Origin of the sequence: Vagococcus hydrophili (genome assembly GCF_011304195.1) — a bacterium.
Lineage (GTDB): Bacteria > Bacillota > Bacilli > Lactobacillales > Vagococcaceae > Vagococcus > Vagococcus hydrophili.
In genome coordinates, this window is record NZ_CP049887.1 from 2,754,038 (window position 1) to 2,766,365 (window position 12,328).

Annotated in this window: 13 protein-coding genes; 2 read left to right on the plus strand and 11 right to left on the minus strand. The window is 32.1% G+C overall.

Features of this window, described 5'->3' with window-relative positions; translation table 11 throughout:
* Window positions 1–32: 32 nt before the first annotated feature.
* The 6 genes from G7082_RS13535 to G7082_RS13560 form a co-directional block, all read right to left on the minus strand.
* Entirely contained in the window at window positions 33–1,502 is a 1,470-nt protein-coding gene (locus G7082_RS13535; protein WP_166035732.1) for a DUF4947 domain-containing protein, read from the minus strand.
* 22 nt (window positions 1,503–1,524) lie between these two features.
* Entirely contained in the window at window positions 1,525–2,595 is a 1,071-nt protein-coding gene (locus tag G7082_RS13540) for a DUF5105 domain-containing protein (RefSeq protein ID WP_166035733.1), read from the minus strand.
* A gap of 16 nt (window positions 2,596–2,611) precedes the next feature.
* Window positions 2,612–4,075, minus strand: coding sequence for a transglutaminase domain-containing protein (locus G7082_RS13545; protein ID WP_166035734.1), 1,464 nt, complete (start codon window positions 4,073–4,075; stop codon window positions 2,612–2,614).
* 152 nt (window positions 4,076–4,227) lie between these two features.
* The gene (locus G7082_RS13550; RefSeq protein WP_166035735.1) at window positions 4,228–4,944 is read right to left on the minus strand and encodes a hypothetical protein; all 717 of its coding nucleotides are present in this window, start codon (window positions 4,942–4,944) and stop codon (window positions 4,228–4,230) included.
* Window positions 4,945–5,002: 58 nt separating this feature from the next.
* Window positions 5,003–5,536, minus strand: coding sequence for a DUF4367 domain-containing protein (locus G7082_RS13555; protein WP_166035736.1), 534 nt, complete (start codon window positions 5,534–5,536; stop codon window positions 5,003–5,005).
* A gap of 1 nt (window position 5,537) precedes the next feature.
* Window positions 5,538–6,020 (minus strand): RNA polymerase sigma factor, encoded by a 483-nt coding sequence (locus G7082_RS13560; RefSeq protein WP_166035737.1) that lies wholly within the window; start codon window positions 6,018–6,020, stop codon window positions 5,538–5,540.
* A 368-nt stretch (window positions 6,021–6,388) separates the two neighbouring features.
* On the opposite strand from G7082_RS13560, the gene fabI reads away from it, so the two are divergent.
* Both fabI and G7082_RS13570 read left to right on the plus strand, forming a co-directional pair.
* Entirely contained in the window at window positions 6,389–7,147 is a 759-nt protein-coding gene (gene fabI / locus G7082_RS13565) for an enoyl-ACP reductase FabI (protein WP_166035738.1), read from the plus strand.
* Between the two features lie 119 nt (window positions 7,148–7,266).
* Window positions 7,267–7,515: a DUF2187 domain-containing protein gene (locus G7082_RS13570; RefSeq protein ID WP_166035739.1), complete on the plus strand. Its 249-nt coding sequence runs from the start codon at window positions 7,267–7,269 to the stop codon at window positions 7,513–7,515.
* A gap of 46 nt (window positions 7,516–7,561) precedes the next feature.
* Here G7082_RS13570 and G7082_RS13575 read toward each other — a convergent pair whose 3' ends face one another.
* The 5 genes from G7082_RS13575 to G7082_RS13595 all read right to left on the minus strand — a co-directional run bounded on the left by G7082_RS13575 (window position 7,562) and on the right by G7082_RS13595 (window position 12,303).
* Complete coding sequence (locus tag G7082_RS13575) at window positions 7,562–8,269, minus strand: glucosamine-6-phosphate deaminase (protein ID WP_166035740.1); 708 nt, start codon at window positions 8,267–8,269, stop codon at window positions 7,562–7,564.
* A gap of 76 nt (window positions 8,270–8,345) precedes the next feature.
* Complete coding sequence (gene abc-f, locus G7082_RS13580) at window positions 8,346–9,908, minus strand: ribosomal protection-like ABC-F family protein (protein ID WP_166035741.1); 1,563 nt, start codon at window positions 9,906–9,908, stop codon at window positions 8,346–8,348.
* Between the two features lie 314 nt (window positions 9,909–10,222).
* Window positions 10,223–11,224 carry a catabolite control protein A gene (gene ccpA / locus G7082_RS13585; RefSeq protein ID WP_166035742.1) on the minus strand — a complete coding sequence of 334 codons (1,002 nt, stop codon included), beginning with the start codon at window positions 11,222–11,224 and terminating at the stop codon, window positions 10,223–10,225.
* A 180-nt stretch (window positions 11,225–11,404) separates the two neighbouring features.
* Window positions 11,405–11,857 carry a YtxH domain-containing protein gene (locus tag G7082_RS13590; RefSeq protein WP_166035743.1) on the minus strand — a complete coding sequence of 151 codons (453 nt, stop codon included), beginning with the start codon at window positions 11,855–11,857 and terminating at the stop codon, window positions 11,405–11,407.
* 20 nt (window positions 11,858–11,877) lie between these two features.
* The gene (locus G7082_RS13595) at window positions 11,878–12,303 is read right to left on the minus strand and encodes a DUF948 domain-containing protein (RefSeq protein ID WP_166035744.1); all 426 of its coding nucleotides are present in this window, start codon (window positions 12,301–12,303) and stop codon (window positions 11,878–11,880) included.
* Between the last annotated feature and the right edge of the window lie 25 nt (window positions 12,304–12,328).

Here is a 12,328-nt window from a genome sequence, read left to right on the forward strand (position 1 = left end):
ATTTGACATAAACTTTTGCTCTATCTTTAGCTTTAAACTGATTTGTTTCCGATTTTACCTTTGAAATCCATATAATCTGTTTTTGGTGTAATAAAGACTGCTTTTTTATCTGTAAAATAAACATTAGGTTTTCCGTCTTCATAAACCCAAACTTTAACTTTCGTTCCCATGCCAACTGCGATTGATAAGTCTTTGGCAGCAAATGCAAAAGCTTTCGCTTGAGATTCTGTTAGCTTATCTGCTTGAAATTCTTCAGCAATTTTATCGAATTCTTTTTCAGATAACATGTCAGAAATAACGTTTGGATCATCTAAGATGACACTTGGTTCACCTAACATTTGTTTCACTTCATCTTCTGTATAATGCTCATAGTCTGGAACATAAGCCGCTATTTTGTCCCCATCAGATTCGTAACGAACTTCCTCATCTCCCACTGGATTTGGTGTAAAGACTTTTAAGTTGATGTCTTTTTTCTCTACCTTACTTTTTGGTGCTTCTTTTGAAGATTTACCAGGATCACCTAGTAAATCATTAACATCTGTTTGTCCTAGTATTTGGTCAAACAACTCTTCCATATCTAAAATATCAATTCTTTCTGGTTGTTTGATACTCACTTTTTTATCAACTTTTTTATATTCTACACTGAAAGCCATTTTTTTGAATCCAGCTTCTGTTGCTTCTTTTTCACTAGGTTCCATCACTATTTCCACTTTTTGTTGTTTGGTTTTCAAATTGATGTGATGTTTAATCTCAAAATTTTTGAAATCTTCATATATTTTGAGAAGTTCTTTTACCTCTTTTTTGTTGTCTTTAGACTCTGATTTTTTGATAAACTCCACTATATCTTTTTTCTTAAGTAATAATGTAATTTCATCTTCTTTTTGTTCATACTTTTTACTATCTAAACTCGATAGCCACATTGCTCTTCCTTCATTAAGCTCTTTTGGAGATTCTAATAGTGGTTTAATATCATTTTTGCTATCTAAATTACCTGGCATTTCTTCAGAAATTAAACTTGTATAATCGATATATTTCCCTTCAAAAGGTTTTTTATCAATTTTTGCGCCCATCACGTCTTCACCCGTCATAGAGTTAAATAGATCCAGTAGACTGAAAAAAGAATCAATGCTCATGTAAGTTTTATTATCGCCGCCAATATCGCCGATTAATTTCACTGGAATTTCTGTACCCAAAACTTTTATTTTTGAATCCACCGAAAATTGGCTTTTTTTGTCTTTTGATTCAGCTTGGAAATTACCCTTCATTGAAAAATCTTTCATTTGAGTTTCTGTTACTTTAAGAAATGGATTAGGCGTTTTACTGCCTGTTGTATCTACCAACTCCAAGTCTGTTAATTTCAAATTAAAATCATAGTTAATATTCTCTATTTTACCCTCGTCTTTAATAAATTTTACGAATTTATTTTTAGAACCACTACCACAACTAACTAATAACAATCCGGTTAATACAATTGTCACTAACCAACCTAACCGCTTTTTCATTTTACTTCCTCCTAATAACTAATTAGTAATTTTTGCCTAAGAAACCACTAACTAATTGTTTATTTTCATAATAATTATCTGAACTAAGTTCAATGTGCCATTTTTTATCTTTTTTGGTCATCGTTACTTTTGCATCTTGTAAATGATTAACTTGTCCTTCTTTTAACGCTTTTTCAAAGTTATTTACTAAATACTCACTTTCTTTTTCCATGTCAAAATCACCCGTTTTGTCATAGTATTCTTCTTTTATTTTTGATGTTGCTGTAAAGAGTGATTGATCATTAATGCCCGACATCTTCACTTCAATCACAGCAAGATCACTCAAACGTGTTTCCATTTCTGATTCCACTTTAAATTTTGATGACTGTTCTTTATAAAATTGTTCGTAAGCTTTCGCCATTTTATCATCACTTGTATTGGCAGAAAAAATCATGCTTTTCATATTTTTTGAAAATTCTTTTTTGATCACTTCTTGATCTTTGGCCTTATCATTACCAACTAAGGTTTCGTAATCTTTGTTTTCTTTATTTAAAAAGACCACATCCATATATGCTTGGAAGGCTTTCATTGGTTCATCTAAAGCTTTTTTAGAGTCTTCCATTTTTTTCAAATCTAAAGGAACTTCAACTTCTTCTAACTCTTTACCAGCTTTTTCATCAAAACCATGACTAGAAAAATTCAAAGTATACTCTTTCCCCTCTTGGATTTCAAAGAAAATTTTTCCACTTAAACTTTTTTCTGGAGATAAGTCTCCGTTAATAACTGTTTTATAAATATCAAGTGATCCCATATCAGAACCAAGCATTGCTTTCGCAGCAATTTTTTCATCTTTTCCTTTTTCAGTCAAATAGAAAGAATCTTCTGCAACATAAAATTTTGATTTAGAATTATTTTTTACATTAAGATCTAATTCAATACTTTCTTTACCTTTATCACTTGGTAATTTAACGTAGCTTCCTTCTTTAACTTCAACATTCGCCACATTATTTTTAGACCCTTTTGTTGATCCAGATTCATCGCCTTTTTTTCCACCACATCCGACTAAAACCATTCCTAAGACTGCTGGTACTACTAACATTTTTAATTTTTTCATTTTAATTTTCCTCCGATTATTTATTACTTAAAAAGATAACTCCATTCCAATAAGTTCCTTTTAAATCTTCATTTCTAAGTTCAGCATTAACTGCTTTAACAATGGACATGAAATCATCATCATCAATTTGATAGTCTGTTCTTAAAGTAATTGACTCTTCTTTTTTCAAGCCTTCGATTAATTTTTGAGCGACTTCTTTTTGATCAAAGAATTTTTTCTCAACATGATAATATTCTTTGTCCTTATCATCATCACTTGCTTCATAGTCTTTCAAATAATCATCAACAAGATAACGCTCATCTTCTTGTAAAATTTTCTTCGTTGCTTTTTTAGGCGCATTTAACAACGCATTCAAGATTAATTCATTGTCATTATTAGTTGAATCCACTGAATGCCAAGCATTATCTAATTTGACTTTGTTCCAAGCATGAGGAACTTCTCCGTCAAGATAACCTGTCACAACAATTGACTCTAATCCAACTTCATCAGCTAGGAGTTTAAAGGCTCCCGCGTAGCTTGCACAAACGCCCACTTTATTAACTAATACTCCGTATGGTGTAAATGAATCATTAAATTCCTTATCTACATTTTTGAATTGATTTTTTTCTGCATTTTCAAGTGCAGCGTCATCATATTTTGCTGTTTCAATTAAATATTGGTTAATCGCAAATTCTTTTTGCAGATCACTCATATCGTCTTTGACAATTTTTTTAGCAACTTCTTTGACTTCTTTTCGAATCGATTCCTGTTTCTTCTCAAATTCTTTTTGATTGTCTTCATAACTAACAATTAACATGTGTCCATTTTTAGAAAGAGCAATGTTTTTAACCCCTAATATTAAAGGATTTTGATACATGGCTTCTTCAAAATTATCCATTAAAACATCACTACTAGTTGTTTCAGAGTAATCTGAAATATCAATCCATTCTTGTCTTGTCAACATTTGTTGCGCTAAGTATTCACTGAGTTTCGTATGAGCTGTTACTTGATCTTTTACTTTTTCAGTTGCTTTTTTACTTGATTCTTTTAATTTACCCTTATCAATCTCAACATCTTTTTGAGCGATTTCAAAATTAATCATTCCTGCTTTTGATTTTAATTTATTTTGACGCTCATCAATTTGTTTAAGGTGGGCTTGCCAATTGTCTTTATTGTACTTAGATACTTTGGCAACTCCTTTAAATTTCGTCCCATCAACGGTATAAGGAATACTAATAATTTTTACCCGTTTTGATTTTAAATCGGAAAGATCTTCTTTTTCATATTCTCCCCAAACCTCTTCAGTTTCTTTTGCCTTTGAGAGATCATAGTTAATCAAACGTTGAACCAACGTGCCGTCAGCCATAGTAATCCATCTAAAGGATGGTAAAAGGGACATATCAGTAATGGTTGTATTTCCTTCTTCATCAAAACTTTTTTTAACTTCTTCATACAAAGGAATTCTTTCTGAAATATTACTCAACTTCACCATGTTACTCATGGCTGTGGTTCCATCTGCATTAACCCCAACTACGGCGTAAACTGTGTCACTGTCCGTTTCCTGTTTAATTGGTTCATTGCCCTTACCATATTTCTTAATATTTTCCTCGGTACCTCTTTCTAATTCAGATACTTTAAACGTTTTGAAGGCATTTAAATTTTCAGGTTGCCATTTCGTATCGGTGGTTTTGTCCCCACGAATCCTTGGAAAGTGATTCCTTTATCATCTTTGTAATCATATGAAATCACGTAATAATACTCTGCTTCTTTGACTTTATTCCAGTGAAAAATTGGTTGACCTTCTTTACTCAGTTCTAGAGAAAGTTTCATCTCTTCCTCAATTTTCTGATCAACATTTAGCACCTGAACAAGTGGTTCTGGTAATTTTTCACCAGTTTTTACATCAACTTTTGTGACAAGGTACAACTGATTCATGCGCCCCCACTGAGTATTAGGTTTGTCATAGAACATTAACGTGTCATCTGTGTAACCATGGTCTTTTTTATCCACATCTAAAGTACCAATACTTCCCACCGGAATTCTTGGTGGTTTTAAGGATATTTTATTTTTCTCCTTGTCGTACTCGTACTGGGTTGCGACTGGTTGTTTCAAATTAGCATCTTGATAGATTTCGAAAACTTCCGTCATATTGGTCATTTTCTTTTCCTTGGGATCAAATTCAATACCCATTGTGATTGTTTCATCTTGTTTGATCTGTTTTGAATTTTTATCAAATTCTTTTGTTTTCTTTTCTTTAACCTGAGAAACTACTTCTAAATCTTTTGTTGTATCTTTCGCTTCTTCTTGTGAAACGGAGCATCCTGTTGCTAGTAACACAAATGCTAAACAAGCTAACCCTACCTTTTTCATTTTGTCCTCCTTTACCTCTTTATATAACTAATACTCTTGAAATATAAAAAGGTGACACTTAAAATAATTTTTTTAAATAATCAATGAATTCTTTTTCCGTAATATCTTTTCCCTCTATATAATAAAAAGTTTTGTCTTTTTCAAAGCTTGCATAAAATTTACCTTTTTTATCTTTAGCAACTCTGACATTAACACCTTTAATCTTTCCTTCTTTAACTTCTTTTAAGAATTCTGGAATAACATCTGCCGAATCACTTTTTTGAATAGTGTATTGATCTTTAGACGAAACATCCCCTAACTTGCCTAAATTGGGAGAGAAGTTAAATTGATTGGGTTCAACTGAGACAACTTTGTAATGATTTTGAGAAAAATAAATACTTGGAATAACGATAATCCCAATAATAACTGCGACTTGTAGTAAGTGTTTGTACTGTGGTTTTATTTTTATAATTTTAGCTTTTTCTTGTTTTATTTCTTTAGTGACTTCTTTTTCTGTCTGATTTAATTCTTGTTCCATGAGTTCTTTGGTTCTCATTTTTAAACTTTCTGGCGTTTTAATTTTACTTACTTGTTTTTTATAATCGTTCGTCATCTTAATAGTCGCCTCCTATCTCTTTTTTCAATGTCTGCCTCGCTCGTGATAATCTTTTTTTCGTGGCATCCAAACTCATTTCCAAAAAGTCAGCAATTTCCTGTAAGGCGTAGCCTTCAAAATAATGCAAGTGAATAATCATTCGATCCTTCTCATTTAATCCATGACAGGCTTCTAGTAAATCATCTAGCTCCTCATCTCTTTTGATACTTGGTTCAAGCACACTTTGATTGTCTTCATATCTCGCTTTATGTTTGTTCCAGCTCGAACCTAGTTGAGAATAGCAACAATTAATAGTGACACGAATTAACCAATGCTTTAAATGAGCCTCACTTTTTATTTTTTTATAGTTTTTAACTAGTCTTAAAAAGACCTCTTGATAAACATCTTCCGCATCTGTTTGCGATTTCATTTGCGTGTACGCAATTCGATAAACCATATCAGAATAGGTTTCTAATATGTTATCTATATCTAAATGATCCATACATACCCTCTCTATACTTATTATTAGTAAAAACACTACTTAAACGTAGCATTACAAAGGTTATGTGTCAATTTACAAAAGAAAAAAAACTTGTATTTCTAATTAATAAATAATTCAGCTTAAATAATTGTTTTTATTATCATTAATCATATTTATGATTTTTTCTTTTGTATCTTTAATACTTTTCAAATTGATTAAAAGTGACATTCAATTTATAAGAGCTATTAAAAAAAATTTCTAATAAAAAAGCCTATAAATCAACCATTCTAATTACTTTTTTAAAAAATAGTTTGATATTCAAACTATTTTTCTGTTAATTTTCACAAAATAATTATATAATGAAAAAAACGAATTAGGAGTGTAATTAAATGAATACATTATTAAAAGGTAAAAAAATCGTCTTAATGGGAGTAGTTAATAAATCAAGTATCGCTTGGGGTTGTGCCTTAGCGCTTAAAAAATGTGGGGCAGAAGTCATCTTTACTTATCAAAATGACCGTGTAAAAAAACAATTGGACCGCTTAATAGATGAGAACGACGCCACTGTAGAATGTGATGTAGCAGAAGATACAAATATCCAAGTTGCTTTTGAGGAAATCGAAAAAAGATTCGGTAACATTGATGGAGTGATTCACTCAATCGCTTTTGCGCCTAAAGAAGCATTAGAAGGCGAACTTACTGATGCTTCAAGAGATAGTTTTAAAATCGCTCACGAAATCAGTTCATTCTCTTTTGTGGCTGTTGCCCGTGAAGCCCGTAAAATATTAAATCCTGGAAGTAGTATCACAACCTTAACTTATATTGGTTCAAGTCGTGCTGTTAGCAATTATAATATTATGGGATTAGCCAAAGCCTCATTAGAAGCTTCTGTTCGTTATTTAGCATTAGACTTAGCCGAGCAAGATATTCGTGTGAACGCTGTTTCTTCAGGTGCCATTAAAACTCTTGCTTCATCTGGTATTAAAGGTTTCCGTGAGCTTTTAGATGACGCTGCAACTAGAACACCTGCTGGTAAACAAGTCACAATTGAAGAAGTTGGTAACACGGTTGCCTTCTTAATGAGTGATTTATCAACTGGTATCACAGGGGACTTGATTTATGTCGATAAAGGAACACATATATCATAAAAAAGAGCGACTATAAAAATCACTTTAATAATTAAATTTATCTTAAGTTTATTCAATACCTATAATTTTCATACGATATAATATAGCTATTAAGTTTCTAACTTTTAGGAGGAAAAATAATGGCTTATAATAAAAATACCTACTCACTTGAAATTGAAGTAAAAGAAAATAACTATAATATTCAGTATGAAAATGGCGCTCGAATTACTTTTGGTTATCCTGACGACTCACGTGTTTTTTCAGGAACAATCTTAAAGAAATACACGCATAGTTGTCTAATTGATATTACATCCAACCAACACCTAAGCTATCAAGAGAAACAAATGTACAAAGATCGTATAGTTATTTCCTACAAAAATATTCTTTAAATAAAAAAGACTCCCAATCAATATGTGATTGTGGAGTCTTTATGTTTTATTTCAATAATTTTGCAGCTGCTTCATCAACAATGATGATGACATCTGAATGATTTTGAAGAGCGCTCCCTGGAACATCTTCTGTCACAGGACCTTGTAAACTATTGAAAATAGCTTCTGCTTTTTTCTCACCATACGCTAGTAAAATAATCTTTTTAGATTGCATAATTGATTTAATTCCCATTGAATAGGCATGAGTAGGAACATCTTCTTTTTTAGCAAAGTTACGACTGTTTGCAGCGATTGTTGATTCTGTTAATTTCACTTCGCTTGTTGTTCCCTCAAATGAAGAACCTGGTTCGTTAAATCCAATATGTGCATTTTCACCAATTCCTAAGATTTGAATATCAATTGGATTTTCTGCAATCACTTGATCGTATCGCGCACATTCTTTTTTAGCATCAGATGTGGTTCCATCTGGTAAATAATTATTCTTAAAAGGTTTTGCTTCAAATAAATGTTTCTTCATAAAGTAGTGGTAACTTTGATCGTTACTAGCTTCTAAACCAACATATTCATCTAAGTTGACTGAGTTCATGTCAGTAAAATCTAAATCACTGGCAACAATTTCTTGGTATAAAGTTTCTGGCGTACTACCTGTTGCTAAACCTAATGTTTTAACATTTCCTGCAACCATTTCATTTTTTATAATATCAAAAGCGGCTTTTCCACCTTCAACTTGATTAGTTACTTTAATTATTTTCATAAGGGATACCTCCGTTGTTTTTGGTATAGTCCAATTATACAACCATTATTCCTTAAACACAAGCGGGAGATAATTTTTACTTCATTTTTTCAATTTCTAAGCTTCTATTAGCTAATTTTTTAATAAAATATCTGTCATGACTAACCATAATTAAAGTACCTTCAAAACTAAGTAGCTGCTCTTCTAGCCATTCTCTTGTTTGAATATCTAAATGGTTTGTCGGTTCATCTAAAATTAAACAGTTTACGGGTTGATTCATTAAACAAGCTAATTCAAGTCGAACTTTCTCACCACCACTCAGATTAGATACCTTTTTAAAGACATCTTCCTTAAAGAATTTGAAGTAGGATAAAATTCGTCTCGCATCTTCCTCAAACACATCCACATGTTCTTTAAAATAATCAAGAACTGTTTGATACTCAAATTTATAAGTTATTACTTGTGAGAGATAGCCAATTTCAACGCTATTCCCTATTTTTATTTCTCCTGAACTAATTTCTTCCATACCAATAATACTTTTAATCAACGTTGATTTACCCGATCCATTTGCTCCTAAAATCGCTAAATGATCTTGACGGTAAATTGTTAAATTAATGTTTGAGAAAATTTGTTTATCACCAAAAGATTTACTTACCTCTTTTAACTGAATTACTTCTTTACCTGAACGTTTCTCTTCTTTGAATCCCTGACTAGCAGCAATTTGTTTTGGATTTTGAGGGGAATCAACTTTATCCATTTTTTCTAAATTCGCTTCTAATCGCTTTGCCTTTTTAAAGTGTTTTTCATTATCACTAATAGCACCCCAGTGTCTGAATCGTCGAATAGCATCTTCAGTTTGTTTAATTTCCTTTTGCTGAATGAGGAAGTTTTTTTGCTGTTCGATTAGTTCAGCTTCCCTCAATTCCTTAAATTTTGTATAGTTACCTACATAGCTATTAATTTTTTGATGATCAATTAATAAGACTCTTTCTGCTACTTCATCTAAAAAGAAACGATCATGGGAAACAATAATGACTGTTTGTTTACTATGTTTTAAATGGTTCTCTAACCAATTAAGCCCGTCCACATCTAAATGGTTAGTCGGTTCATCTAATAATAGGATTTCTTTATTTTCAAGTAGGCATCTAGCTAATTTTGCTAATGTCTGTTGTCCACCGCTTAACTCTGCAATCGAGCGATACAGCAGCGATTCAATTTTCAAACCTGTTGCAATACTCTTAATTAGCTCTTCAATGACATAGCCATCTTTTTCAATGAATTCCTCTTGAATTTTTCCATATCGATCCATGACCTTTTCTAGTTCTTTTTCTTCTGGATCTGATAATCGACTTTCTAAGTTGGTTAATTGATAGGCTAACTTTTTAATTGCTTCTTGACCATTATAAATATAGTCATAAACTGTTTCTTCAGTCGTTACAATACTTTGTTGTTCTAAATAACTAATTTCTTGATTTTTAGAAATCGAAATTGAACCACTATCAACGCCTTCAATTCCTGCGATAATTTTTAGCAATGTTGATTTCCCGGATCCATTATCTCCCACTAAAGCGATTTTTTGACCGTCATTAATTTGAATCGTTGCTTTTTTAAATAATGTATTTCCAAACATTGATTTAGTAACTTGGTTGATTTGTAACATCTTTTTTCCTCTTTCCTAGACCTCTAAAGAGAAAATAAAAAAGATCGTAGATAGACTACGACCTTGTTATTTAACTTGATAAAAAGTTTCTCATTAAATGGTCGTTTTCATGTATTTTCATTAAATTTAGACAGACTAATCCAATTTATGAGAATACGGAAATAATTGCACGACAAAGGTACAAGAACTTTAATTCAGTTTTGTTATTTAAATTGTCTATGCAAACCATTGAATGATCACCTCTTTCATTTTTTTACAGTATAACATAATTTGATAAAAAAAAGAACCGAAGCTTAACTTCGATTCTCTTTACTTTATTTAGTTGAACCTTTTTCGATTAATCCGTAAGGCAAGATAACTGTTTTTTCATCAATATCTTCTTTGTTCATTAATTTTGTTAATAAACGCATTGACACCGCACCGATATCATATAGAGGTTGAGAAATACTAGAAACGCTTGGACGAGCGATATCACTAAATAATGAGTTATTACTTGTAATGATTTCAAACTCACTAGGAACGCTAATACCGTTGTCTGTTAAGCTGTTTAATAAGCCCACAGCTAATTCGTCATCAGCAACAACCGCAGCAGTTGCTCCGCTATTTGCCATACGATCGTGTAATTTTAAACCAGCTTTATAGCTATATTCAGATTCAAAAACTAATCCTTCGTTAAATGTTAGTCCGTTTTCTTTTAAGGCTTCTTTATAACCATTTAAACGGTAAACACCATTGATTGGATCTAAAAGTGACCCTGAAACAAAGGCTACTTTTTTATTACCAGATTTGATTAATTTAGTTGTCGCATCTTTAGTAGCTTCTTTATAATCGATATTAACCGAACCAACTTGATCATCAGGATCAATTGAACCCGCTAAAACAACAGGTGTTTTAGAGCGTGAAAACTCCCCACGAATTTCCTCTGTTAAATGATGTCCCATAAAAATAACACCATCTACTTGTTTTGCTAATAACGTATTTAATACGCTGATTTCTTTTTTATCATCGCCATCTGAGTTAGCTAAGATAATGTTATATTTGTACATAGTCGCTACATCATCAATCCCACGAGCAAGTGACGCAAAGTAAGCATTACTTACATCTGGAATAATAACACCGACTGTTGTTGTACGTTTACTTGCTAAACCACGAGCGACAGCATTTGGACGATAATCAAGACGATCAATTACTTCTAAAACTTTCTTTCTTGTTGCTGGTTTAACGTTAGGATTGCCGTTAACAACACGTGATACGGTTGCCATTGAAACTGCAGCTTCACGAGCCACATCATAAATAGTGATAGTTTGTTTTTCCATTATATTTTCTCCTTCAACGCCAAAAAATGACGTTTGGCATGTTTATTGATATTAGGTTATCAGATAACCTATTTTTTTGCAAGCGTTTTATTCTCTTTTTCATGAAAAGATTAAGAAATTTTCATAGAAAAAAGCCAAATCTAGTGATTTGACTTTCATTAAAAGCTATCTAATTATATACTATTTTTCATTATTTTCAAGTGCTGAGTATAAATCTTCTGAAATATTTTCATCTTTTAAAATAATATCATCGTGAGTTAGGTCGTTTACTTTGCCTCTCACTTCAGATGACGTTCTTTTAAAATCATCTTGAATGTCAGCTGTTTTATCTTTTAAGCCTTCTAAAAGATCGCTTGAAGTTGCTTTGGCTTGATCAACATGTGTTGATACTTTATCGCCTACCCAGCTATATTCATCTTTTTTTTGTTTAGCAAAATCACTAATTTCATTTCCTCTTACTTGAGCAATTCCTGCTAATTCACTTGCTTTACCTTCTGAAACGCCATCTAATTGATCGATTAAATCTTCTCTCATCTTTTTACCACTTTTTGGTGTTAATAGTAATGCAGCGGCTGCCGCTGCGGCTCCACCGATAACTGCTCCTACTAAAAAGCCATTTGATTTTTTTGACATATGTATTGCCTCCTGATTAATTATTTCTTTTTAAATAAATGCGCTGCACTTTGAGCTGCTTTTCCTACGATTGTAGCTGTTGCTGCAGTTTTCCCTGCATCTCCAACTTTAACTAGGAGACTCTTACTTGACGCGTTTAGTTCTGAGACACTTTCGCTTAAATCTGCAACTGCTTGGAATAACGGATCAATGGTTTCAACTTTCTTCGTTACATCAGTCAAAAGCTCGTTACCTGTTACTAACATCTCTTCACTTTGTCTTAAAAGAATATCCACATCTTTTGTTAACACACTAACAGTTTTATTTGTTTTATCTAAAATTCGGTTCACTTTTTCAGTTGATTCTGTGATAACTTTATTCAACTGCAGTAAGAAAAATACAATAACTATGACTAAAACAACGAATGCGACAGCGGCAATTAGCGCTGCAATTTCCATACCTGACATCTTTACTATCTCCTACCTTTCATAT

Bases quoted from the DNA above. Each gene is read 5' to 3' on its own strand.
- G7082_RS13550 (WP_166035735.1), bottom strand. From the start codon at position 4,944: ATGAAAAAGGTAGGGTTAGCTTGTTTAGCATTTGTGTTACTAGCAACA.
- G7082_RS13575 (WP_166035740.1), bottom strand. From the start codon at position 8,269: ATGAAAATAATTAAAGTAACTAATCAAGTTGAAGGTGGAAAAGCCGCT.
- G7082_RS13535 (WP_166035732.1), bottom strand. From the start codon at position 1,502: ATGAAAAAGCGGTTAGGTTGGTTAGTGACAATTGTATTAACCGGATTG.
- G7082_RS13590 (WP_166035743.1), bottom strand. From the start codon at position 11,857: ATGTCAAAAAAATCAAATGGCTTTTTAGTAGGAGCAGTTATCGGTGGA.
- fabI (WP_166035738.1), top strand. From the start codon at position 6,389: ATGAATACATTATTAAAAGGTAAAAAAATCGTCTTAATGGGAGTAGTT.
- G7082_RS13570 (WP_166035739.1), top strand. From the start codon at position 7,267: ATGGCTTATAATAAAAATACCTACTCACTTGAAATTGAAGTAAAAGAA.
- G7082_RS13560 (WP_166035737.1), bottom strand. From the start codon at position 6,020: ATGGATCATTTAGATATAGATAACATATTAGAAACCTATTCTGATATG.
- G7082_RS13595 (WP_166035744.1), bottom strand. From the start codon at position 12,303: ATGTCAGGTATGGAAATTGCAGCGCTAATTGCCGCTGTCGCATTCGTT.
- abc-f (WP_166035741.1), bottom strand. From the start codon at position 9,908: ATGTTACAAATCAACCAAGTTACTAAATCAATGTTTGGAAATACATTA.
- ccpA (WP_166035742.1), bottom strand. From the start codon at position 11,224: ATGGAAAAACAAACTATCACTATTTATGATGTGGCTCGTGAAGCTGCA.
- G7082_RS13555 (WP_166035736.1), bottom strand. From the start codon at position 5,536: ATGACGAACGATTATAAAAAACAAGTAAGTAAAATTAAAACGCCAGAA.
- G7082_RS13540 (WP_166035733.1), bottom strand. From the start codon at position 2,595: ATGAAAAAATTAAAAATGTTAGTAGTACCAGCAGTCTTAGGAATGGTT.
- G7082_RS13545 (WP_166035734.1), bottom strand. From the start codon at position 4,075: ATGAGTAACATGGTGAAGTTGAGTAATATTTCAGAAAGAATTCCTTTG.